Here is a 26,720-nt window from a genome sequence, read left to right on the forward strand (position 1 = left end):
AAGATCGCGCTGGGGACGGTGGCTCGACGGCGGGCGATGCCCTGCGCGAGGTGATCTTCGGGGGCGAAGCCCTCGAGCCCTCTCTGCTGACTTCCTGGGCCCAAGACTTCGCCCTCGGCCGGCCTCGGTTGGTCAACATGTACGGCATCACCGAGACCACCGTCCACGTTACGTTCCGGCCCCTCGTCGCGGCCGATCTGGAGCGGTCCGAGCGCAGTCCCATCGGTGCGCCGCTGGCCGATCTCTCGCTGCAGGTGGTCGAGGCCAGCGGGGAGCCGGCGCCCTTCGGCGTCGCCGGCGAGCTGCGGGTCGGTGGCGCCGGCCTGGCCTGGGGCTACCTCGGCCGTCCGGCCCTCACCGCCGAGCGTTTCGTCCCCGATCCCGAGGTCGCCGGCGGCCGGTCGTACCGCAGCGGCGACCTGGCACGCCGTCGGCCGGACGGCGAGATCGAATACCTCGGGCGCATCGATCAGCAAGTGCAGCTGCGCGGCTTCCGGGTCGAGCTGGGTGAGATCGAGGCCGTCCTCGCGGAAGACCCGCGGGTGTCGCGGGCGGTGGTTCTGGTGGTCGAGCCGGGCAGCCGTCTGGTGGCCTTCTGGACCACCCGCGAGGGTGGTGACCAGGCGCCGATCGGAGACCTCCGGGAGCTGCTGCAGCGGCGCCTGCCGGACTACATGGTGCCGGGGCAGCTGGTGCCCATCGAGCGCCTGCCGTTGACTGCCAACGGAAAAGTCGATCGCGCTCGCTTGGTCGCCGCCGCCGAGGCCGGTGCGGAGGCCGCGATGGCGCCGCGCAACGATCTCGAAGCGAGTCTGGCCGAGATCTGGTGCGAGGTCCTCGGGCGGTCCGAGGTCGGAGTCTTCGACAGCTTTTTCGAGCTCGGCGGCCATTCGCTGCTCGCCACCCAGGTGGTGTCGCGGGTGCGCAGCCGCCTCGGCCGGGAGATCGCGCTGCCGGCCTTCTTCGCCGCTCCGACGATCGCCGCCATGGCCGGCTCTCTCGGCCACGAAGTCGCTGCCGCGCCGGAGCGCCGGCCCGATCTCGAGGCCTTGGCCCCGCTGTCCTTCGCCCAGCAGCGCCTGTGGGTGATCGACCAGCTCGACCCCGGCAATCCGGTCTACAACGTTCCAACCGCCCTCGAGCTCGCCGGCGGCCTCGAAGTGCCGGCGCTGGCCGCCGCCTTGAGCGAGATCGCGCGCCGGCACGAAGCCCTCCGGACGGTGTTCGTGCCTGGTCCTTGGCAGGAAGTCCAGCCGGCGCGGCCAGTGGCGCTGCCGCTGGTCGACTGGAGCGGTCTCGCGGCGGCCCATCGCGAAGCGGAGGAGGCGCGCTGGCTCGAGCGCGAGGCGGCCCATCGCTTCGATCTCGCGCGCGGGCCGCTGTGGCGCGTTCTCCTCTTCCGCCTCGGTGCCGAGCGCCACCTGCTGTGGGTCAATCAACACCATGTGGTTTCCGATGGCTGGTCGATGGGGGTCCTGATCGAAGAGCTGTCGCACCTCTATGGCGCCGCCCGGGTGGCGGCGGGAGAGGATTCTCCTGGGCCGCGCACGGTGACCTCACCGCTGCCGGCGCTGGCGCTGCAGTATCCCGACTTCGCCCTCTGGCAGCGCCGCTGGCTCGAGGGGGATGTTCTGCAGGGCCAGCTCGACTTCTGGACCGAGGCCCTCGGCGGCGGCACGCCGGAACCCCTCGACCTGCCCACCGACCGGCCGCGGTCGGCGGTGCAGAGCCATCGGGGGTCGGATGTCGAAGACCGGATCGACGACGAGCTGGGACGCCGACTGCGACAGTTCGCCGGGGAGGCCGGAGCGACCCCCTTCATGGCTCTTCTGGCTCTGTTCGGAGCCCTGCTGGGGCGCTATGCCGAGAGCCGCCGGGTGGTCATCGGGAGCCCCATCGCGAACCGCCACCATGCCGACCTCGAGCCGCTGATCGGCTGCTTCGTCAACACCCTGGCGTTGACCTGCGATCTGGCGGCGGACCCGAGCCTGGAGGAGCTGTTGGCGCGCACCCAGCGGTCGACTCTGGCGGCCTTCGCGCACCAGGACCTGCCCTTCGAAAAGCTGGTCGAGGCTCTGCAGCCGGAACGCGACTTCTCTCGTGAGCCCATCTTCCAGGTCCTCTTCACGCTGCAGAACGCGCCCGCCGGAAAGCTCGAGCTGCCCGGGCTGGAGGTCGCCGGCCGGGGCGGCGCCAGCACCGTCGCCAAGTTCGATCTCACCCTGACGGCGGAGGAGGCGGGCGATGGTTTCGTCCTCACCCTCAACTACGCCACCGACCTCTTCGAGTCAGCCACGGCGACGCGCCTGCTGTCTCACTACCAGGCCCTGTTGAGGCGCTCCCTGGCGGCTCCGGACGAGCCCTTGGCGCGCCTTTCCCTGCTGTCCGACGAGGAGCGTCACCAGCTGGTGGTGGCCGGCAACCGCAACGCCGCGCCCTACGAGCGTGAGGCCTCGATCGCGACCCTCTTCGAGCGGCGGTCGCAGGCAGCGCCCGACGCCATCGCGCTGGTCTGTGGCCCGCGCCATCTCACCTACCGGGCCCTCGATGCGGCGGCGGACCGCCTGGCGGGCGCCCTGTGCCACCGGGGAGTGGGCGGTGAGGATCGCGTTGGCCTATGCGTCGAGCGCTCCCTCGAAACGGTGGTCGGTGCCCTCGCCATTCTCAAGGCCGGCGCCGCCTATGTCGCCCTCGACCCGTCCTATCCGGAGGAGCGCCTGCGCTACCTGATGACCGACTCGGGGATGACCGCCCTGGTCGCCGATGCCGAGTCCCGTGATCGCTTGCCGGCGGAATCTCTGCCGGCGGTCTGGCTCGACCCGCGACCGGAGGCGCCTTCGCCGGAGGCCGAGTTCGCTGCGGCGGGATCCGCCGAAAGGCGACCCGAGGTGGGGCCGCAGCACCTCGCTTGTCTGCTCTACACCTCCGGCTCGACGGGACGACCCAAGGGGGTCGGCATTTCCCATCGCGGGGTGCTGCGCTTGGCGGCGGCCCTCGAGCAGGGCGGGCGCGACCAGGTCTGGCTGCACCTGGCGCCGATCGCTTTCGATGCCTCGACCCTCGAAATCTGGACTCCGCTGCTCGCCGGTGGGCGTTTGTCGGTGGTCGAGGCGGGGCCCGTGGGTCTCGAAGCGCTGGGCCGAGAGGTCGAGCGCCATGCCGTCACCACCCTGTTCCTGACCGCCGGACTGTTCCACCAGATGGTGGATCACAACCCGGAGCCGCTCCGCCGTCTCGAGCGCTTGATCTCCGGCGGCGATGTGCTGTCGCCGGCCCAGGTGGCGGCAGCGCGGGACCTTCTCGCGCCCGCCGGCCGGGTGGTCAATGCCTACGGTCCGACCGAGAACGCCACCATCACCACCCTCCACACGGTGGCTCCGGAGGAAGACCTCGGCCCTTCCGTTTCTTTGGGTCGAGCCCTCGACAACACCACCGTCTACCTCCTCGACCGGCACCTCGCGCCGGTGCCGGTGGGGGTGTGGGGCAGCCTGTTCACGGGCGGCGACGGACTCGCCCGGGGCTACCACGGCAAGGCCGCCCTCACCGCTGCCGCCTTCCGGCCGGATCCCTTCGGGGCTCCCGGAGGGCGTCTCTACGACACCGGCGACCGCGCCCGCTGGCGCGCCGACGGCCGCCTCGAGTTCGGCGGGCGGCGCGATTTCCAGGTCAAGGTGCGGGGTTATCGCATCGAGCTCGGTGAGATCGAAGCCGCCCTCGGTGCCCTGCCGGGGGTGGATCGGGCGGCGGCCTCGGCGCGCTCCGACGGTGCCGGGGGCAAGCGCCTCGTGGCCTACTTCGAAGGTGAACCGGACATCGAGTCGGAGGCCCTGCGCGCAGCGCTCCGCAGGTCTCTGCCGGACTACATGGTGCCGGACCTCGTGCTCGCCCTCGATCGTCTGCCGATGACCCGCCATGGCAAGGTCGATCGCGCCGCCCTCGCCGCAGTCGAGGTCGAACCGGGAACCGATCGCGGTGAGCTGGTGGCGCCTCGCAACGCGATCGAGGAGCGGCTGCTGGCGTCCTGGCGACAGCTCCTCGGGCGCGAGGATATCGGCGTTCACGACAGTTTCTTCGAGCTCGGCGGTCACTCCCTGCTGGCCACGCAGCTGGCCTCCCGGCTGCGTCTCGTGCTCGGTCGGGAAGTTCCCCTGCGCGCGATCTTCGAGGCGCCAACGGTGGCCGGTTTGGCGACCTCCATCGGTCAGCTCGTCCTGCCCGAGCTCTCCGCCACCGCCATGGCGACTCCCCTCGGCCAGGGTGTCGCCGAGGGTCCGGTTCGCCGGCCGAATCCCCAGGCGGTCGCTCCGGTGTCCTTCGCCCAGCAGCGGCTGTGGCTGATCGACCGGCTGTCGCCGGGGGACCCGGCCTACAACCTGTCGGCCGCCCTCGAGCTGCGCGGTGACCTCCGGATTGCCGCTCTGGCGGCCGCCTTCGGCGCCATCGTGCAGCGTCACGAAGTGCTGCGCTCGGTCTTCGGTGAGGTCGAGGGGGAGCCCGTCCAGGCGGTCCAGCCGAGTGGCGATGTCGCTCTGCCGATGGTCGATCTCGCTGACCTGCCGCAGCCCCAGAGGGTCGCCGAGGCGGAGCGCTGGGTGGCCCACGAGACCGGCCGTGGCTTCGACCTTTCGTCGGGCCCGGTGCTGCGCCTGCTGCTGCTGCGTCTGGCGGCCGACGAAGCCCGCTTGGCGGTCACCCTGCACCATATCGCCGGCGACGGTTGGTCGCTGGGGGTCTTCGTGCGCGAGCTGTCGACCGCCTATGGCTCCTTGGTCGCCGGTCGGCCGCTGCCCCTCGAGCCGCTGCCGCTGCAGTACGCCGACTTCGCCGTCTGGCAGCGGGATTGGTTGACGGGCGAGCGGCTCGCCGCTCAGCTCGAGCACTGGCGGCAGCGCTTGGGTGATCCCCCGGAGCCCCTCGAGCTACCGCTCGATCAGCCGCGTCCGGCGACCTTGAGCACTCGCGGCGACACCTTCGCCGTGGCCCTCGACGAGGGCACCGCGGTGGCCCTCGAACGCTATGGCCGGCAGCGCGAGGCGACCCCCTTCATGGTTTTGCTGGCGGCTTTCGGGTTGCTGCTGGCGCGCTACGGCGGTCAGCGCGATCTGGTGATCGGGACGCCCATCGCGAACCGCAATCGCGCCGAGATCGAGGGCCTGATCGGCTTCTTCGTCAACACCTTAGCGCTGCGTCTCGACCTTTCCGGCGAGCCTTCCTTCGAGGAGCTGGTGGGGCGGGTGCGAGACGTCACCCTCGGCGCCTACGAGCATCAGGATCTGCCCTTCGAGCGCCTCGTCGACGAGCTGCGGCCGGAGCGCTCCCTGGCGCGTCATCCGTTGTTCGAGGTGATGTTCTCGCTGCAGAACGCACCGGGTGGTGCTCTCGAGCTGCCCGGCCTGGCGATTCGCCAGCTCGCCAGCGGTCCGCCGGCGGCCAAGTTCGACCTCACCGTCGACGTGGTCCTGCAAGACGGGGTCGGCGCCGTGACCTGGAACTACTGTCGCGATCTCTTCGATCGCGCCACCGTCGAGGGCCTGGCCGAAGCCTACGGCCATTTGCTCGCGGCGGCCCTGGAGCGACCGTCCTCTGCGGCCTTCGACCTGCCGCTGATTCCGACGACCGCCCGCCAGCGGCTGCTCGACCGCGGCGCTGGCTCGGCGGCGGCGCCCCTGCCGGCGGGCGGCCTGCACGGTGCGGTGGCGCGGCAGGCTGAGGAGACGCCGGCGGCGCTGGCGGTGTGGGACGGTGAGCGCCGCCTGACCTTCGCCGAGCTCGACGAGCGGGCGCGCCTCATCGCTTGGCGTCTGCGCCGTCGCGGTGTCCGCCGCGGCGACCGCGTCGGTCTGCTTCTGGCGCGCTCGGTGGACTGGGTGGCCGCCGTCCTCGGGGTTTGGCAGGCCGGTGCCGCCTATGTGCCCCTCGATCCCAGCTTGCCGGCGGAGCGGCTCGCCTGGATGATCTCCGACGCGGCGCCGACGGTGCTGCTCTCGGACCGTGTCGAGAGTCCATCCGCGGCGGTCCCCTGCCTCGATCTCGCAGGCCTCGAAGACGAGCCACCGCACCCCTTGCCGGCGACCTGCGATGCCGCTGAGCCCGGTTATCTGATCTACACCTCCGGCTCGACCGGTCGCCCCAAGGGGGTGGTGATGAGCCATGGTGGCGGGCTTCATCTGCTCGCCGGCTTGGAAACGACCGTCTTCGCTGGCAGACGGGCTCCGCGGCGCGCGACCTTGAATGCGCCGCTGGTGTTCGACGCCTCGGTGCAGCAGCTGGTGCAGCTCGCCCTCGGCCACGCCCTGTTCGTGGTCCCCCAGGACCTCCGGCAGGACGGTGCCGCCCTGCTGGCGCGGCTGGCGGCGGAGGACATCGAAGTTCTCGACACCACCCCGTCGCAGGTTCGGCTGCTGTTGGCGGCGGGCCTGGCGGAGGTAGCGGAGCGACCGGCGACGCTGCTGGTCGGCGGGGAGGCCATCGAGCAGGATCTGTGGCGCGATCTGGCGAACCTCGAAGGCAGCGCGGTGTTCAACGTCTACGGTCCGACCGAGTGTGCCGTCGACACCACCGCCCGGCGCCTCGAGATGAGCTGTCGCCGGCCGAGCCTCGGCCGACCTCTGCCGGGGGCGGCGGTGGCGCTGCTGGACGAGCGCGACGAGCCGGTGCCGGAGGGGGTTCTGGGTGAGATCGCGATCAGCGGGCGCGGCCTCGCCGACGGTTACTGGCGGCGGCCGGCGCTGACCGCCGAGCGCTTCGTGCCCAATCCCCATGGGGCTGCCGGGGAGCGTCTCTACCGCTCCGGTGACCTGGCGCGCTGGCGCTCCGACGGCGAGCTCGAATCGGTCGGTCGGCGCGATCACCAGGTGAAGGTGCGCGGCTACCGCATCGAGCTGGGCGAGATCGAGGCCGCCTTGGCGACGCTGCCGGAGGTCGCCCAGGCGGTGGTGGTGGTGCGCCAGGAGGAGGCCGGGGATCGCCGCTTGGTGGCCTATCTGGTGGCGGCAGCGGGGGAGGCGCCGGAGGTGGAAGGGCTGCGCGCCGCCCTGCATCGCCGGCTGCCGGATTACATGGTGCCGTCGGCCTTCGTGGTCTGCCCGGAGCTGCCGGTGACGGTCGGCGGCAAGGTCGACCGCCGCGCCCTCGCGGGGGCGGCGTGGGCGCCCGCCGAGGAAGCCCTGCGGGCCACCTACGAAGCTCCCCGGGACGATCTCGAAGCGGTCCTCTGTTCCATCTGGGGAGAGCTCCTGGGGGTCGAAGAGGTCGGGATCTACGACGACTTCTTCGCCCTCGGCGGGCACTCTCTGCTGGCCACCCGCGCCGTGGCCCAGGTGCGCGACCGGCTGGATGTCGAGACCAGCCTCCGAACTCTTTTCGAGGCGCCGACGGCGGCTCGTCTGGCGGTGCGCCTGCGTTCTCTGACGGAGGCCGAGGCGGAGGAACCGGAGGCCGCTCTCGACCTGCCGGAGCTACCGGCCGGGGTCTATCCCCAGTCCTTTGCGCAGCAGCGTCTCTGGTTGCTCGACCGGTTGGATCCCGACAGCGCGGTCTACAACGTGCCCTCGGCAACCCGGCTGCGCGGTGCTCTCGATGTCGCGGCCCTGCAGGCGGCCCTCACCGCCATCGTCGATCGCCACGAGGTGCTGCGCAGCACCTTCGCCGAGGTCGAAGAGCTGCCGGTGCAGCGGGTCACCGAAGATCGCTCGGCGGCGCGGCTGGCGATCATCGACCTGGCTCATCTCGGAGCGGCGGAGGAGACAGCGCTGGCCCTCGGTGCGGTCGAGGCTGGGCGACCCTTCGACCTCGGTCGCGGTCCTCTGCTGCGGGTTCGCTTGCTGCGCTTGGCGCCGGACGATCACGTCCTCCTGCTGGTGCTGCACCACACCGTCAGCGACCTCTGGTCGGTCGGCGTCTTCGTGCGCGAGCTGACCCTCCTCTACGGCGCCGCCCTGGCCGGCGAGGCGCCGCGGCTACCGGCCCTGCCGGTGCAGTACGGGGCTTTCTCGCGCTGGCAGCGCCGGCGCCTGCAGGGCCAGCGGCTGGCAGAGCAGCTGGCCTTCTGGCAGGACCACCTGGGCGATGATCTCGCCCCCCTCGAGCTGCCGACGGACCGGCCGCGACCGGCGCAACAGACCTTCGAGGGGGCCAACTACCACTTCGTCCTGCCGCCGGCATCGGAGGCCTCCCTGCGCTCCCTCGCCAGCGCCGAGCGCGGCACCTTTTTCATGGCCTCGCTGGCAATCTTCTCGGCCTTCTTGTACCGCCTGACGGGGCGGTCCTCGATCATCGTCGGCACCCCGATCGCGAACCGCGGCCATGGCCGGGTCGAGCACCTGATCGGCTTCTTCACCAACACCCTGGCGCTGCGCACGGAGGTTTCCGGCGAGCTCACCCTGCGCCAGATCCTGGCCCGGGTGCGGCAGCAAACGCTGGCCGCCTACCAGCACCAGGAGCTGCCCTTCGAGCGCCTGGTGGAGGCCCTCGAAATCGAGCGCGATCTATCTCGCGAGCCGCTCTTCCAGGTGATGCTGGTGGTGCAGGCGGCGATGCGCGAGCGCCTCGCCCTGCCGGGCGTCGACCTGCAGCCGCTGCTGCTCGACGGCGCCACCTCGAAGTTCGACTGGACTCTCTTCCTGCAGGAGGCGGAGGGCGGCGTTTTGGGAACCGTCGAGTACGCCAGCGCCCTGTTCGACGAGGCCTCCGTCGAGCGCCTGGTGGGACACTTCCTGGAGCTCCTCGACGGTGCCGGCGCCGAGCCCGATCGTCCACTGCGCGAGATCTCCCTGCTGCGACCTGCGGAGCGGCGCCAGGTGCTCCAGGAGTGGAGTGGAGAAGAGCTTCCGGCGGCGCCGGCGGCTCTGCTGCATCGCGCCTTCGAGGAGCAGGCCCGTCGCCGCCCGGACGCCCTCGCCGTCTGTGGTGCCGGCGAGCACTGGAGCTACGGCGCCCTCGACGCCGAGGCCAATCGCCTGGCCCATTACCTGCGGCAGCAAGGCGTGTCGGCGGATCGGCCGGTCGGGATCTGCGCCGAGCGCACGCCGCGGCTGGCGATCGCGGTCCTCGCGGTGCTCAAGGCGGGGGGCGCTTGCCTGCCCCTCGATCCGACCTACCCGCGGGAGCGCCTCGAGTACATGCTGGAGGTCTGCGGCCAGCCTGCGATCTTGGTCGACAATGATCTGCTGGCGGACCTGCCGGCAGCTCGCGTGCAGCTCGACGACCGCCGGCCGTGGCAGCCTCTGGCAGCCACCGCTCCGCAGTCGGCGCTCGATCCCGCACAGCTGGTCTACGTCATCTTCACCTCCGGATCGACCGGCCGGCCGAAGGGTGTCGCCATGCCCCATCGACCGCTGGCCCAACTGGTCCACTGGCAAGGCGTCGCTGCCGAGCGCATCCTGCAGTTCGCCGCCCTCGGCTTCGATGTCTCCTTCCAGGAGATGTTCACCGCCTGGAGCGCCGGCGGCACGCTGGTGCTTGCCGACGAGGCGGTGCGGCGCGATCCCCACGCCCTCCTCGAGCTGTTGGCGAAGGAGCAGGTGGAAACTCTCCACTTGCCCTTCGTGGCTCTGCAGCAGCTCGCCGAGTCTGCCGCTGGCGGCTCCTTGCCGCCGGCCCTCTGCCGCCTGGTGACGGCCGGCGAGCAGCTCCGCATGACGCCCCAGATTGCGGCTCTGGCGGCGCCCCTGTCGGGCGGTCTGCACAACCATTACGGCCCCTCCGAGACTCACGTCGTCACCGCCTGGAGCTGGTTCGGAGAACCGCCCGTGCCGGCGCTGCCGCCGATCGGCAAGCCGATCGACGGGACCGTCGCCAGGGTGCTCGATGACGAGGGCTGCCCCTTGCCGGTGGCGGTCTCGGGAGAGCTCCTGCTGGGCGGTGCCAGCCTGGCCCGCGGCTACTACGGTCGGCCGCGGGAAACCGCCGAGCGCTTCGTCCCGGATCCGTTCGGCGGCCCCGGCGCGCGGCTCTACCGCAGCGGTGATCTGGCGCGCTGGAGCGGCGCTGGCGAGCTCGATTTCCTCGGCCGGCGGGACACCCAGATCAAGGTGCGGGGATACCGCGTCGAGGTGGGCGAGATCGAGCAAGTGCTGGAGCGGCGGCCGGAAGTGCGCGAGGCCGTGGTGGTGGCCCAAGGAGAGGGCACCGGCAAGCGGCTGGCCGCCTTTATCGGCCTCCACGAGGACCTCGAGGTGAGTGTCGAAGCTCTCGCCGAAGGCCTGCGCCGGGAGCTTCCGGACTACATGGTGCCGAGCCTCTTCGAAGCCGTCGAGGCCTTCCCCAAGACGCCCAGCGGCAAGGTCGATCGTCGGGTCCTGGCCGAGCGTCGGCCGACGCTGGCGGAAGGTGATCTGGTGGCGCCGCGGGACGCCCTCGAAGAGGCCGTCGCCGAGGTTTGGTGCGACCTGCTGGAGCGCGACCGTGTGGGCATCACGCAGGACTTCTTCGCCCTCGGCGGGCACTCCTTGCTGGCCACCCGCCTGCTCTCGCGGCTGCGCGACCGCCTCGATGTCGAGCTGCCCCTCAAGGCGATCTTCGAGACTCCGACGGTGGCCGGTCTGGCGGCGCGACTGCGGCAGCAGCGGGCGCCGGCGGCGAGCGATGCCATCGTCTCCGGCGATCGCTCGGGACCGCTGCCCTTGTCCTTCGCCCAGCAACGCCTCTGGTTCATCGATCGTTACGACCCCGGTGCCGGGGCCTACAACCTGGGGACCGCGGTGCGTCTGCGCGGGCGCCTCGATCTCGCCGCCCTGGAGAGCGCCATGGGGGAGATCGTGCGTCGCCACGAGAGCCTGCGGACCGTCTTCGAAGAGGTCGATGGCGAACCTCGGCAGCGCGTGCTCGCGCTCGGCGACGGTGTGCCGCGGGTGGTCAATCTGCGGGCCCTGCCGGTGATTCGCCGGGAGCAGGAGCAGCGGCGCCTGGGGGCGGAGGAGGCGCTGCGCCCCTTCGATCTCGTCGCCGGCCCCCTGGTGCGAGTGCTGGTGGTCTGCCTCGAACAGGACCTCCACAGCCTGGTGGCGACCACCCACCACATCGTCTCCGATGGCTGGTCGATGGCGAACTTCGCCCACGAGCTCTCGGTCCTCTATCGGGCGGCGCGGCAGGCCGCTCCAGAAGCGGCTCGATCGCCCCTCGCCGAGCTGCCGATCCAGTATGGCGACTTCTCTCGCTGGCAGCGTAGTGACGCCGTCTCGGCGGAGCTCGATCGGCAGCTCACCTACTGGCGTCAGCGGCTGACGCCGTTGCCGGAGCCCCTCGATCTGCCGGGTGATCATTCGCGTCCGGCGGAGCGCAGCTTCCGCGGCTCGACCTTCGCCAGTGGCCTACGGCGGCCGTTGGCGGATCGGCTGCGAGCCTTCGCCGCCGAACGCGGCGTGACGCCGTTCATGGTCCTGCTGACCACCTACCAGGTGTTGCTGTCGCGCTACTCGGGCCAGAAGCGGCTGGTGGTCGGAACCCCGATCGCCAATCGCCACCGCTCCGAGCTCGAGGGCTTGATCGGTTTCTTCGTCAACAGCCTGGCGCTGGCGGTGGATCTCGATGGGCGGCCGTCCTTCGAGGCGGCGCTGGCACAGGTGCGCGACTCCACCCTGGGGGCCTTCGCGCACCAGGATCTGCCCTTTGAGCGCCTGGTGGAAGCCTTGCAGCCGGAGCGCGACATGGCCCGCGAGCCGATCTTCCAAGTGATGTTCGTGCTGCAGAACGCGCCGCCGAGTCGCCTCGCCCTGCCCGGCCTCGAGGTTGAGGAGCAGGGCCTCGAGTACGAGATCGCCAAGTTCGATCTCACCCTCACCCTGACGGAAGCTCCGAGCGGGGCCTTCAGCGCTGCCTGGAACTACCGCACGGACCTCTTCGGTGGCGCCACCATCGAACGGCTGGCGGCCGCCTATGAACGTCTGCTGACGGCGGCCCTCGAGGATCCCGCCTTGCCGATCCGCGCCCTGCCCCTGCTCAGCTCCGGCGAGCGCCGCCAGCTGCTCGAGGTCTGGGCCCTTGCTCCGGACCAGGGGCGGCCGGAGGGCACGGTGCTCAGTCACTTCGAAGAGCAGGTGGCGCTGGGGCCGCAGCGCATCGCCCTCGATCTCGACGGCGAGACCTGGACCTACCACCAGCTCGACCAGTGGGCCAACGGCATCGCCCATCGCCTGCGCGCGGCAGGCGTCGGCACCGAGGTGCGGGTCGGCCTGTGTCTGGATCGCTCGCCGCAGCTGGTGGCGGCGATCCTCGGCATCCTCAAGGCCGGTGGCGCCTACGTCCCACTCGATCCCGACTACCCCGAGGAGCGCTTGGCCGGGATGGCCGAGGACGCTCGCCTGGGTGCTCTCCTGACCCGCCAGGAGTGGCTGCCGCGGCTGCCCTCGGTGGAGGGTGAGACGGTGCTGCTGGACGGCGAGCCGGTGACCGCGGAGGAGCCTCCGGAGCGCCTCGAGCTGCCCGACGCCCTGGCCTACGTGATGTTTACTTCCGGCTCCACCGGCCGCCCCAAAGCGGTGGGGGTGAGCCATCGCAACGTCGTCCGCCTGGTGCGCTCGAACCCGTTCCTCGACTTCGGTCCCGACGAGGTCTTCCTGCTGCTCGCACCCACCGCCTTCGATGCCTCGACCCTCGAGCTCTGGGGGCCGCTCCTGAACGGCGGCCGGTTGGCGATCATGGCTCCCGGAGCGCACGGTCTCGAAGCCCTCGAACGCACCGTTTCGAAGCGCCGGGTCACCGTCCTGTGGCTGACCGCCGGCCTCTTCCATCGCTGGATCGAAGAGGCGCCGGAGGGATTGATCGGAGTCCAGCAGCTGCTCTCCGGAGGCGACGCCCTGTCGCCGACCCACGTCGACCGGCTGCGTCGGCTGCGGCCGGCCGGTAGCCGGCTGATCAACGGTTACGGGCCGACCGAGAACACCACCTTCACGACCACTCACGTGGTGCGTCGCGACGAGCCCCTCGACGGCACCGTGCCGGTGGGCCGGGCAATTGCCAACACCACCGTCTACATCCTCGACGACAACCTCGAGCCGGTGCCGCCGGGAGCCTGGGGCGAGCTCTACAGCGGCGGCGACGGCGTCGCCCGCGGCTATCTCGGCCGGCCGGCGGCCACCGCCGAGGTCTTCGTGCCGCATCCCTTCGCGGATGACGGCCAGCGCCTCTACCGCACCGGAGATCGCGCCCGCTTCCGCTCCGATGGAGTCATCGAACTGGGCGGACGCCGCGACCTGCAGGTCAAGATCCGGGGCTTCCGGATCGAGCCGGGAGAGATCGAGGCCACCCTGGTCGGACTGCCGACGGTCCGGCAGGCGGTGGTGCTGCCGCAGGCCGAGGGCGCCGATGGCAAGATCCTGGTCGCCTACCTCGAAAGCGAGACCGACGAGTCGTCCGAGGCTCTGGATGAGGCGGCGGTGCGCGGCGCCCTGCGGCGATCCCTGCCCGAGTACATGGTGCCGTCGGCCTTCGTCTTCCTGCCGGAGCTGCCGCTCAACGCCAACGGCAAGATCGACCGGCGCGCCCTCGCCGCCCTGGGGATGGGGGAGCGCGGCCCGGCGCAGCCGGTGGAGGCCCCTCGCACCGCCCTCGAAGGACAGCTCGTCGAGATCTGGCAGGGACTGCTGCCGGAGCGCGAGATCGGCATCCGGGACAACTTCTTCGAGCTCGGTGGCCACTCGCTGCTCGCCACCCAGCTCGCTTCCCGCCTCCGCCAGCTGGCCGGGCGGGAGGTGCCCCTGAAGGCGGTGTTCGAGTCTCCGACGGTGGCCGATCAGGCCGTCTTGCTGGACCAGAGCGGCCTTGGCGACGAGGTCGAGCGGCCGCCCCTCGTGGCCCGCACTGACGACACCGCGCCTTTGCCCCTCTCCTTCGCCCAGCAGCGCCTCTGGTTGATCGATCAGCTCGATCCCGGAAATCCGGTCTACAACATCCCGGCGGCCCTCGAGCTGACCGGTGCTCTCGACGTCGCCGCCCTGGCGGCGGCCCTGACGGAGATCTCGCGCCGCCACGAGGCCTTGCGCACGGTGTTTTCGGCGGGGCCCCATCAGGTGGTTCGGGCGGCGGCGCCGGTTTCCCTACCGCGGATCGACTGGAGCGGCCTCGCCGACGACCGCCGCGAGGCGGAAGAGGCTCGCTGGCTGGGTCGCGAGGCGGGCCACCGCTTCGATCTCGAGCGCGGCCCTCTGTGGCGGGTGCTGCTCTTCCACCTCGCCGACGAGCGTCACCTGCTGTGGGTCAACCAGCACCACGTGATCTCCGATGGCTGGTCGATGGGGGTGCTGGTCGATGAGCTGTCGCAGCTCTACGGGGCCGCCCGCGGGGCCGCTGCCCTCGGGACCTCTGTCGGCGGCTCGGAGACGGGCAGCGCCGTGGCGGTGACTTCGCCTCTGCCGGAGCTTGAGATTCAGTACCCCGACTTCGCCCTCTGGCAGCGCCGCTGGCTCGATGGCGAGGCCCTCGATGCCCAGCTCGATTTTTGGACCGAGGCGCTCGGCGGCGCCACCCCGACACCCCTCGACCTACCCACCGACCGGCCGCGGCCGGCGGTTCAAAGTCACCGCGGAGCCGACGTTCATCGTCTGCTGGCGGAGGACCCGGGCCGCCGCCTGCGGCGCCTCGCCGGGGAGGCCGGCGCGACTCCCTTCATGGCTCTTTTGGCGCTCTTCGGCGCCCTCCTCGGCCGCTACGGCGAGAGCCTCCGGGTGGTGATCGGCAGCCCGATCGCCAACCGTCACCAGGGCGACCTCGAGCCCCTGATCGGCTTCTTCGTGAACACCCTCGCCCTGAGCTGCGACCTGACCGGCGATCCCAGCCTCGAGGAGCTGTTGGCGCGCACCCGGAAGTCGACCCTGGCCGCCTTCGCGCACCAGGATCTGCCCTTCGAGAAGCTGGTCGAAGCGCTGCAGCCGGAGCGCGACCTGTCGCGGGAGCCGATCTTCCAGGTCTTCTTCGCCTTGCAGAATGCCCCCGGCGGCGCCCTCGACCTACCGGGTCTCGAGGTCACCTCGCGGGGCACCGCCAGCTCCATCGCCAAGTTCGATCTCACCCTGACGGCGGTCGAGGCCGGCGACGGCTTCCACCTCACCCTCAACTACGCCACCGATCTGTTCGAGGAAGCCACCGCCGCGCGCCTGCTGTCGCACTACGAAACCCTCCTGCAGCGCTCCCTGGAGGACGCCACGCGGCCCCTGTCGCGCCTTTCCCTGCTCTCCGCCGCCGAGCGCCACCAGGTGGTGGTGGCCGGCAACCGCACCGCGGCCCCGTACCCGCGGGACGAGTCCGTGGCGTCGGTTTTCGAGCGCCGGGCCGAGGCGGCGCCGGACGCCGTTGCCCTGGTCTGTGGCGATCGCCATCTCACCTTCGGCGCCCTCGATGCGGCGGCCGATCGCCTGGCCGGCGCCCTGCAGCGCCAGGGCGTCGCCCCCGAGGAGCGCGTTGGCCTGTGTGTCGAGCGCTCCCTCGACACGGTGGTCGGAGCCCTCGCCATCCTCAAGGCCGGCGCCGTCTATGTCGCCCTCGATGCCGCCTATCCGGCGGAGCGCCTGCGCTACCTGATGAGCGATTCGGCGATGACCGCCCTGGTCGCCGATCCGGAGTCCCGGGATCGCCTGCCGTCCGACGTCGTGCCGTCGATCTGGGTCGATTCGCGGGCGGAATCCCTGGAGAGTTCGGCCTTCGGCGAGGCGCCGCGCCGGCGCCCAGAGGTCCGGCCGCAGCAGCTCGCCTGCCTGCTCTACACCTCCGGCTCGACGGGGCAGCCGAAGGGCGTCGGCATTCCCCATCGCGGCGTGCTGCGGCTGGCGGCGGCTCTCGAACAGGGCGGCCGGGACCAGGTGTGGCTGCACCTGGCGCCGATCGCCTTCGATGCCTCGACGCTGGAGATCTGGACGCCGCTACTGGCGGGCGGTCGCCTGGCGGTGGTCGAGGCCGGACCGGTGGGGCTCGAGGCCCTCGGCCGCGAGGTCGAACGCCAGGACGTCACCACCCTTTTCCTGACCGCTGGGCTCTTCCATCAGATGGTCGACCACCATCCGGAGCCCCTGCGGCGCCTCGAGCGTCTGATCTCCGGCGGTGACGTGCTGTCGGTGGCCCAGGTGGCGGCGGCGCGGGATCTCCTCGCCCCCGACGGGCGAGTGGTCAACGCCTACGGCCCGACCGAGAACTCCACCATCACGACCCTCCATGCGGTCGCTCCGGAGGAGGAGATCGGCGCTTCCGTATCGCTCGGGGGAGCGATCGACAACACCACCGTCTACTTGCTCGATCGCCACCTCGAAGCGGTGCCGGTGGGGGTGTGGGGCACCCTCTTCACCGGTGGCGATGGCCTCGCCCGGGGCTATCTCGGCAAGCCGGCGCAGACCGCCGCGGTCTTCCGGCCGGATCCCTTCGGGGTGCCCGGCGGTCGCCTCTACGACACCGGCGATCGTGCCCGTTGGCGGGCCGACGGCCGCCTCGAGTTCGGCGGTCGCCGCGACTTCCAGGTCAAGGTGCGCGGTTACCGCATCGAGCTCGGCGAGATCGAGACCGCCCTCGGCGCCCTGTCGGGGGTCGACCGGGCGGCGGTGCTGGCGTGCGATGACGGTGCTGGCGGCAAGCGTCTCGTGGCCTTCGTCGAGGGCGATCAGGCGGGCGAGGCGGCGGCGCTGCGCGCCGCCCTCGAGAGCGCTTTGCCGGACTACCTGGTGCCGGACACCTTCATCGCCGTCGACGCCCTGCCGCTCACCGGCCACGGCAAGGTCGATCGCGAAGCCCTCGCTGCCCGCGACATCGACCTGGGAAGCCCCCGTGGAGAGCGGACTGCACCTCGCAACCCCCTCGAGGAGAAGCTGCTCGAGGCCTGGCGCGAGCTCCTCGGGCGCGACGACATCGGCATCCACGACAGCTTCTTCGAGCTCGGCGGCCACTCCCTGCTGGCGACCCGGCTGGCTTCGCGCCTGCGCCTCGTCTTGGGTCGCGAAGTGCCGCTGCGGGCCATCTTCGAGGCTCCGACGGTGGCCGGGCTGGCGGCGTCGGCCTCTCAGTTGGCGGCCGAGGGACCGTCCCTGCCGGCCCTCGAGCCACTGGACGGAGAGGGCTCGCTGCCCCTCTCCTATGCCCAGCAGCGCCTGTGGGTGATCGACCAGCTCGATCCGGGGACGCCGGTCTACAACATACCGATCGCCGTTCGCCTCGACGGTGCCCTCGAGGTGGCGGCTCTTTCGGCGGCTCTGGGAGCGATCGAGGACCGCCACCAGGCCCTGCGCACGGTGTTCGCCGACGGCCCCCGTCAGCGGGTGCTGGCGGCGCGCCGTCAGCCCTTGCCGGTGATCGATCTCGGCGGTCTGCCGGCTCCTCGGCGGCGCGCCGAGGAGGCCCGTTTGCTGGCCCGCGAGGCGGACTTCCGGTTCGATCTCGCTCGTGGCCCGCTGTGGCGTGCTCTCCTGCTGCGGCGCGTCGCAGCACAGCACGTCCTGACGGTGACGCAGCACCACGTGATCTCCGACGGTTGGTCCCTCGGGGTGTTGGTCGAGGAGCTGTCGCAGCTCTACGGCGCCGCCCTGGCCGGGCAGGACTCGCCGCTGCGACCGCTGTCGCTGCAGTATCCGGAGTACGCCCGCTGGCAGCGTCGCTGGCTCGCCGGTGACGAGCTCGAGCGTCAGCTCACCTTCTGGGTCGAGCGCCTGGGTGGGGCGGTGCCGGAGCCCCTCGACTTGCCGACGGATCGGATGCGACCGGCGGAGCAGAGCCACCGCGGGGCCGATCGTCAACGCTTCCTCGATGCCGCTCTGGTGGCCGACCTGAGAAAGGTCGCCGCCGCCGGCGAGGCGACGCCCTTCATGGGCCTGCTGGCAGCCTTCGCCTGGCTCCTCGGGCGCTGGGCCGAGCAGGACCGGGTGGTGGTGGGCACCCCGATCGCCAACCGTGGCCGCGCCGAGCTCGAAGCGATGATCGGCTACTTCGCCAACACGTTGGCCTTGCCGGCGGAGCTCGCCGGCGATCCCTCCTTCGAGGAGCTGGTGTCGCGGATCCGCGACACCACGCTGGCGGCCTTCGCCCATCAGGATCTGCCCTTCGAGAAGCTCGTCGAGGCGCTGCAGCCGGAGCGCGACCTGTCGCGGGAGCCGATCTTCCAGGTGCTCTTCGCGCTCCAGCAGGCGCCGCGTGGTGGCCTCGATCTGCCGGCGGTCGAAGCCACCCCGATCACTCCGCCGAGCACGATCGCCAAGCTCGATCTCACCCTCACGGCGGTCGACGAAGAGGATGGCCGTCTGCGCCTGACCCTCAACTACGCCACCGACCTCTTCGAAGGGGCGACGGCGGAGCACCTGCTGGCCCAGCTCGAAACCTTGCTGCGCCGCGCCGTGGCCGAGCCGCGGCGGCCGATGGCGCGCCTGTCGCTGCTCGACGACGTCCAGCGGCAGCAGATCCTGCTTTTCGGCCGCGGGCCGGCGGGTCCTTCCGGGGCCGCTGAGACCCTCGCCACGGCATTCGCTCGCCGGGTGGCCGAGGCTCCCGATGGCGTGGCCCTCTCGTGCGGCGAACGGCAGCTCACCTACGGCGCCCTGGACGCGCTCTCGAATCGCCTCGCCCATCGTCTCCGGCAGGCGGGAGTGGGAGTCGAAGACCGGGTCGGGTTGTGCGTCGGGCGCTCGCCGGAGACGGTCATCGCCGCCCTGGGCATCGTCAAGGCCGGGGCCGCTTACGTGCCCCTCGATCCTTCCTATCCGGCGGCGCGCACCCGTTTCCTGGTCGCCGATTCCGGCCTCGTAGCGCTGGTCGCCGACCGTCCTTCGCGCGCCGCTCTGCCGGCGGAGGGGCTGCCCGAGCTTTGGCTGGAGGTCGAGGCCGACGGCTCTCCCGCCGCGCCGCTGCTGGCGATTGCAGATCACCCGGACCGCCTCGCCTGCGTGCTCTACACCTCGGGGTCGACCGGTCGTCCCAAGGGAGTCGGCGTGCCGCAGCGCGGTGTGCTGCGACTGGCCTCCGGTCTGCGCGAGGCCGAGAGGGATCAGGTGTGGATGCATCTGGCGCCGATCGCCTTCGACGCCTCGACGTTGGAGATCTGGACCCCGCTGCTCGCCGGCGGTCGCCTGGTGGTGATGGAGGAGGGGCCGGTGAGTCTCGAGGCTCTCGGCGAGCGCCTCGAAGAGGAGGCGGTGACCACCCTGTTCCTGACCGCCGGGCTGTTCCACCAGATGGTCGATCATCATCCGGAGCCGCTGCGCCGGTTGCGGCGCCTGATCTCCGGGGGCGACGTGCTGGCGGTGGCGCAAGTTGCCAAGGCGCGCGATCTCCTGGCGCCGGGGGGGCGGGTGGTCAACGCCTACGGCCCGACCGAGAACGCCACCATCACCACCACCTTCGAGGTCTCGCCAGCGGACGAGCTGGGGGCCCGGGTGCCCCTCGGTGGAGCCATCGAGGACACCACCGTCTACCTCCTCGATGAGCGCTTCCAGCCGGTCCCGCCGGGAGTCTGGGGCACCCTCTACACCGGCGGTGCCGGCCTGGCGCGGGGCTATCTTGGCCAGCCGGCGCGCACCGCCGAGGCCTTCCGTCCGGACCCCTTCGGCAGCCACGGCGGTCGCCTCTACGACACCGGCGACCGGGCTCGCTGGCGCCACGATGGTCACCTCGACTTCGGTGGTCGACGCGACCATCAGGTCAAGGTGCGCGGCCACCGCATCGAGCTGGGGGAGATCGAAACCGTTCTCGGCGAGCTCGATGGTGTTGATCGGGCGGCGGTGCTGGCTCTGCCCGATGGCTCCGGCAACCAGCGGTTGGTGGCCTATGTGCAAAGCGTTGGCGAGTCGGAAGGTCCGCCTGCGGAGGCTCTGCGCCGGGCCCTCGAAGAGCGCTTGCCGGACTATCTGGTGCCGCAGGCCTTCGTTGCGGTCGCCGCCTTGCCGCTGACCGGACACGGCAAGATCGACCGCCAGGCGCTGGCCGCCCTCGAGATCGCCGAGGCACCGCGGCGGCGGCCTCTCGAAGCGCCCCGCAATCTGGTCGAGGAGCAGCTCCTGGGCCTTTGGCGGGAGCTCCTCGATCGCGACGATGTCGGCATCGGCGACAGCTTCTTCGAGCTCGGTGGCCACTCCCTGCTCGCCACCCGTCTGGTGTCGCGGCTGCGCCAAGATCTCGGTTACGAGGTGCCGCTGCGGGCGATCTTCGAGAGCCCGACGGTGGCGGCGCTGGCACCCTCCCTCGCCCAGGCCGGCGCGGCCGGCTCGGTGCTGCCGCCGCTGCGCCGCCGTGCGGCAGAGGGGCCGGTGCCGCTGTCTTTCTCGCAGCAGCGGTTGTGGTTGATCGATCGCCTCGAGCCGGGCAATCCGGTCTACAACATTCCGGTGGCGGTGAACCTCGCCGGCGATCTCGACGTCGGCGCCCTCGACGCTGCCCTGAGCGCCATCGTCGCTCGCCACGAGGCCTTGCGGGCCCGTTTCGGGGTGGTCGACGGCGAGCCCGAGCAGGAGTTCCGGGACGAATCCGGCGAGGTGCTGGCGCTGGTCGATCTCGCGGCGTTGCCGGCGGAGCGCCGCGGCGGTGAAAGCGAGCGTTTGCTCCAGCTGGCCGCCTGGCGACCGTTCGATCTCGAGCGCGGTCCCATGCTCCGCGCCCTGCTGGTGCGGCGGTCGGCGCGCGATCACGGCCTTTCCCTCAGCCTGCATCACATCGTCGCCGATGGCTGGTCGATGGGGGTGCTGGTGGGGGAGGCGTCGCAGCTTTACGGGGCGATTCTGGACGGCGCTTCTTCGCCCTTGTCGGCGCTGCCGGTGCAGTACGGCGACTACGCCTCATGGCAGCGTTCCTGGCTGCGCGACGAGGCCCTCGCCGAGCAGCTCGCCTTCTGGCGCGACCATTTCGGCGGCAGCGCGCCGCCGCCCCTCGAGCTGCCCACGGACCGGCCGCGACCGGCCATTGCCAGCCACCGCGGCGGCGATCGGTACGGTCGTCTGCCGGCACCTCTGACGGCCGCCCTCCGAAAGCTCGCGGAGGAGCGCGGCGCCACCCTCTTCATGGTTTTGCTGAGCGCCTTCAGCCTGCTCTTGGGACGCTACTCGGGGCAGTCCCGCGTGGCGGTGGGAACGCCGATCGCCAACCGCCGGCTCGGTGAGCTCGAGGGCTTGATCGGGTTCTTCGCCAACACCCTGGCGCTGGCCACCGAGCTGCCCGTCGGCGGCACCTTCGGCGACCTGCTCGCCACGGTGCGAGATCGCACTCTGGCCGCCTTCGGCCATCAGGACATGCCCTTCGAGAAGCTGGTCGAAGAGCTGCAGCCGGTTCGCGATCTGTCGCGGGAGCCGCTTTTCCAGACCATGTTGGTGCTGCAGAACACGCCGCCAGCGGTGCTCGACCTGCCGGGCCTCGAAGTCTCGATGCCGCCCAGCCCGCCGCCGCCGGCGAAGTACGACCTGACGCTGACCGCGGCGGAGCGGGGAGCCGGCCTCGACCTGGGCTGCAACTACGCCGTCGAGCTGTTCGACGACAGCACCATCGACCGCTTTCTCGGCCACCTTACGGAGATCCTGCGCAAAGCGGTGGCGGATCCCGATCGCCCGCTGCGGGCCGACGACGCCATGACTCTGGCCGAGCGGCGCCAAGTGCTCGGCGAGTGGAACGACCGTCGCCAAGGGCTGCCGGAGGATCAGACCCTCCACGGCCTGGTGGCGCGCCAGGTCGCTCGGACACCGCAGGCGGTGGCCCTGGTGACGCCCGCCGGCGAGTTGACCTATCGCGACCTCGACGGGCGCGCCGAGCGCCTCGCCGAGCACCTGCGGCGCCTGGGCGTCGGAGCCGAGGTGAGGGTCGGGGTCTGCCTGAGCCGCGATTCCGATCTGGTGGTCGCCTTGCTGGCGGTGCTCAAGGCCGGGGGTGCTTACGTGCCTCTCGATCCGGCCTATCCGCGCGAGCGCCTGGCCCTGTTGGTGGAGGATGCCGCCATTGCCGTGCTGGTGAGCGCGCGCCGCTGGCTCGAGGCGCTGCCGCGGATCGACGGCACGACCGTTTGTCTCGACGAGCCGCTGCCGGTGTTGCCACCGCTCCTCCAGATCGGCTCACCTCGGCCGGCGATCGCCGATTCGTTGGCCTACGTCATCTACACGTCCGGCTCGACGGGCCGTCCGAAGGGTGTGGCGATCAGCCACCGCAGCGCCGTGGCGATGGTCTCTTGGGCCGGCGAGGCCTTCTCGGCGGAGGAGCTTTCGGGGATCCTGGCGGCGACCTCGACCAACTTCGATCTCTCGGTCTTCGAGCTCTTCGCGCCCTTGGTCCACGGCGGCCGGGTGCTGCTGGCGCGCGACGCTCTGGAGCTGCCGCAATTGCCCTATCGGGACCAGGTGAGACTGGTCAACACGGTGCCCTCGGCGATGACCGAGCTGGTGCGGTCCGGCGATTTGCCGGCCACCGTCAAGACCGTCAACCTGGCCGGCGAAGCCCTTTCCGCCGAGATGGTGCGCCAGGTGCGACGCAGCGGCGTGGAGCGGGTTCTCAACCTCTACGGGCCGTCCGAGGACACCACCTACTCGACCGAGGCGCAGGTCGATGGCGAAGGCAATCCGGCGATCGGTCGGCCGCTGCCCAACAGTCAGGCCTACGTGGTCGACGAGCACCTCGACCCGCAGCCCCTCGGAGTGCCCGGAGAGCTGCTGCTGGGCGGCGTCGGTCTGGCCCGCGGCTACCTCGGCCAGCCGGCCCAGACGGCCGAGCGATTCGTGCCGGATCCCTTCGGCAGCGTCGCCGGCGGACGCCTCTACCGCACCGGCGACCTGGTGCGCTACCGCCCCGACGGGGAGCTCGATTTCCTCGGTCGGCGCGACTTCCAGGTCAAGATCCGGGGCTTCCGAATCGAGTTGGGAGAAATCGAGGAGGCCCTGCGCGAGCTGGCGCTGGTCCACGCCGCGGTGGTGACGGCGCCGCGCGATGCGGTGGGCGATCGCCGGTTGGTGGCCTACGTCGTCGCGACCGGCGAGGTGCCGCCGGAGAGCGAGCTGCGGGCGGCTCTGCGCCGCCGCCTGCCGGACTACATGGTGCCCGCTCTCTTCGTCTGGCTCGATGCCCTGCCGATGACCCCGAACGGCAAGATCGACCGCCGTGCCCTGCCGACACCGCGGGCCGCCGGTGCTCCCGCCGGCGGCGAGGTGGTGGCGCCGCGCAATCGTCTCGAGAGTTCCCTCCTGCAGGTTTGGATGGACCTCCTCGACCGCCGCGACTTCGGCGTGCGCGACAGCTTCTTCGACCTCGGCGGCCACTCGCTGCTGGCGGTCCGGCTGGTATCGCGCCTCGAGCAGGAGCTGGGGGTCTCGCTGCCCCTCTCGACCCTCTTCACGGAGAACACCGTCGAGCGCCTGTCGGCCAGCCTCGGACACCGCCTCGCCGCCCTCGAGGGGCGCGCCGCCGCCGGCCCGGCACCGGAGCTGGTGGAGATCCAGGGCGAAGGAACGGGCGATCCCCTGTACTTCGTGCACGGTGCCGGCGGCGGTGTGCTCGGCTTCGCGGAACTCGCCCGTCAGCTGGGTCGCGATCAGCGTTTCTATGCGTTCGAAGGCCGTGGTTTCGAGGCCGGCGAGCCGCGCGATTCCATCTCCGAAATGGCGTCCGCCTATGTCGCCGCCCTACGCCAGGCGCAGCCGGCCGGTCCTTACACCCTGGGAGGTTGGTCGATGGGTGGCGTGGTGGCTTTCGAGATGGCCCGCCTCCTGGTCGCCGATGGCGACGAGGTCGGATTGGTCGCCTTGGTCGATGCCTGGCTGCCGGAGGCCTTCCCGGCGCCCCTCGACGAGGTTGCGGCGCTGCGTGGCTTCGCTCGCGAGCTGGGGCTGCCGCCGAGCCTCGACGGCCTGCTCGGCGAGCGCCTCTCCGGGGCGACCGATCTCGAGGCGACCTTGGCGGCCCTGGTCGACGAGGCGATTCGCGCTGGCGCTCTGCCGACAGACCTCGGGCCGGAGCGGGTGCTGCGCCTGCTGGCCGTCTACCGGGCCCATCTGCGTGCCCTCGAGGCCTACCGGGCGCGGCCCTATGACGGGCGCGTCGTGCTGCTGCAGGCGACCGGCGACGGAGCCGACTCGGTGCGCCAGCGGCAGACCTGGGAGCCCTGGGCGCCGGGCCTCGAGGCGGTGCCCCTGGAGGGCGATCACTTCTCGCTGTTGCGACCGCCGCGGGTGGCGACCCTGGCGCGTCATCTGAAGCGTTATCTGGGCGATGCCGAAGCGCGCGTCCTGGGTCCCTCGGGATCGGGGCCCGGTGACTGAGAAACACTTTCCGGGAGAGCGACTCCCGTGCGAATCCGGCCGCCGGCGACTCGCGGCCGCTGGACCCCGCCGAAGCGGGGGGATTGGAGGACAGACGTGGAAAGCTTGATGAGGAATCTCAAACTGGCGCTGCGGAGCTTGCGCAAGAGCCCGGCCTTCACCGGCATCGCGCTGCTCACCTTGGCCCTCGGCATCGGCGCCAACGCGGCGATCTTCAGCGTCGTCAACGCGGTCATCCTGCGGCCCCTGCCCTATGACGATCCGGAGCGCATCGCGGTGCTCTGGGAAGAGAAGGATGGTCGCCCCTGGACCATCTCGCCGCCGAATTTTCTCGATTGGCGAGAGCAGAACCAGACCTTCGAGTCGATGGCTCTGGTCCATCCCGCCTATCTCACCCTGACCGGCGGCGACGAGCCGGAGCGGCTGCTCGCGATGCAGGTTTCGCACGACTTTTTCGCCGCCCTCGGGGCGCAGCCCAACCCGGGCCGCGGCTTCCTGCCGCTCGAGGACCAGGCGGGACGGGACAAGGTGGCGGTGATCAGCTACGGCCTGTGGCAGAGCCGCTTCGCCGGCGATCCGGACCTGGTCGGCAAGACCGTCTCCCTCAACGCCTCGACCTACGAGGTGATCGGCATCATGCCGGAGAAGGCGCGCATTCCCTATCTCTCCAATCCGCAGGTCTTCGTGCCCCGCGTGCTCAGCGACGACGAGCTCACCCTCGAGGGTCGGGCGACGCGCAAGTTCCGCATCCTGGCGCGCCTCAAGGAGGGGGTGACGGTGGACCAGGCGCAGCGCGACATGGACGCCATCACCGATCGCCTGGCGAGCGAGTACCCGACCGCCAACAAGGGCTGGAGCTCGGGCATGGCGTTGCTGGTGGAGGACGCCCTCGGTCCGATCCAGAAGAATCTCTACCTGCTGCTGGCGGGCGTCGGCCTGGTTCTCCTGATCGCCTGCGCCAATCTGGTCAACTTGATCCTGGCGCGCAGCACCGGTCGCCAGCGGGAGCTCGCCCTGCGCATGGCCCTGGGGGCCGATCGCGGCAGCCTGGCGCGCCAGATGATGACCGAGACGGCGCTGCTGACCCTCGGCGGCGGCGCCCTCGGCCTAATGCTCTCGTCTTGGGTGCTGAAGATCGTGGTGCGCTATGCGCCGCGCTCGATCATGCGCCTCGACGAGGTTGGCATCGACGGCCGGGTGATCCTCTTCACCCTGGGCGCAACCATCCTGACGGCGCTGCTGGTGGGGCTCTTGCCGGCCCTGCGCGGGGCGCGCTTCTCCTTGGTTCCGGCGCTCCAGGATGGCGGCGGGCGGACCGCCGGATCGGCGCGCCAGAATCGCTTCCGCAACGCCCTGGTGGTAGCTCAAACGGCGCTTTTGATGGTGCTCTTGGTGGCCGGTGGATTGGTGGCCCGCAGCTTCTACAAGCTGCAGTCGAAGAGCCCCGGCTTCGAGACCGAGGGACGAGTGATCATGGCGATGTCGGTACCGACCTCGAAGTATCCGGACCGTGACGCCATCGCCGAGTTCTATCGCCGCGCCCTCGAAGAGGTGCGGTCCCGGCCGGGAGTGCGAGAAGCCGGCGGCCTGACCACTCGGCCCCTCACCATGGGTGGCCTGGAGCTGCAGTACCACGTTGCCGGCCAGCCGGTGCCGGATCCGGCGGATGTGCCGGTGGCGGCCTTCGACCTGGTCACGCCGGGATACTTCCGCACCCTTGGCATTCCGCTATTGCGCGGACGCACCTTCCGAGACAGCGACCATGGCGAAGCGCCGCTCGTGATGGTGGTCAACCAGACCCTCGCCGAGCTGGTGTGGCCGGGAGAGAACCCGGTCGGCCAGCGCCTCAGCACCGCCGGACCGGACGGTCCCTATGCCGAGGTGGTCGGGGTGGTTGGCGACGTGCGCGAGTCGGGGATGGACCTCGAGCCGCGGCCGGCGATGTACAAGCCTCATCCCCAGATGGCCTTCCCCTTGCCCTATCTGCAGGTCGTGGTGTGGGGAGAAGAGGACCGCCTCGGGGGTCTTTCGGAGCAGGTGCGCTCGGCCATCTGGAAGATCGACGCCGATCAGCCGATCGCCCCCAGCCTGACCCTCGAACGCTTCGTTTCCGACAGCGTCTCGCGGCAGCGTTTCTTGCTGATGGTGCTGCTGGCCTTTGCCGTCCTCGCTTTCATGCTGGCAGCGGTGGGGATCTATGGCGTGGTGAGCTACGGCGTCAGCCAACGCACCCAGGAGATCGGCGTCCGCATGGCCCTGGGCTCCCAGGCCAACGAGATCCTGAGCTGGGTGCTGCGCCGGGGCCTCAAGCCGGTTCTACTCGGCATCGGTCTCGGTGTCGTTTTCACCCTGTTGGTCGGCCGACTACTCGAGAGCCTGCTCTTCGAGGTCAGCTCGACGGACGTCATGACCATCACCTCGACCGCCGTTCTGCTGTTGGCGGTGGCGGTGGCGGCGGTCCTGCTGCCGGCGCGGCGGGCGTCGAGGGTGGACCCGATGCTGGCCCTGCGCGACTGATCTTGGTCTCGCCCGCGCCTC

The 26,720-nt window shown here is 71.0% G+C and carries 2 protein-coding genes (1 of these 2 only partly in view); both read left to right on the forward strand.

Features of this window, described 5'->3' with window-relative positions; genetic code table 11:
• Nucleotides 1-24,182: the final stretch of a non-ribosomal peptide synthase/polyketide synthase gene (locus AAF604_09585; GenBank protein ID MEM7049902.1), read on the forward strand. The gene continues 26,386 nt to the left of window position 1, outside the view; 24,182 of the gene's 50,568 nt are visible here — the last part of the coding sequence; its start codon lies beyond the left edge, outside the window; its stop codon occupies nt 24,180-24,182.
• A 108-nt stretch (nt 24,183-24,290) separates the two neighbouring features.
• The gene (locus tag AAF604_09590; GenBank protein ID MEM7049903.1) at nt 24,291-26,699 is read left to right on the forward strand and encodes an ABC transporter permease; all 2,409 of its coding nucleotides are present in this window, start codon (nt 24,291-24,293) and stop codon (nt 26,697-26,699) included.
• Nucleotides 26,700-26,720: the final 21 nt, after the last annotated feature.

This window comes from Acidobacteriota bacterium (genome assembly GCA_039028635.1).
Classification (GTDB): Bacteria; Acidobacteriota; Thermoanaerobaculia; order Multivoradales; family JBCCEF01; genus JBCCEF01.

Coding starts and splice junctions, on each gene's coding strand:
- AAF604_09590 (MEM7049903.1), top strand. CDS start 24,291: ATGAGGAATCTCAAACTGGCGCTGCGGAGCTTGCGCAAGAGCCCGGCC.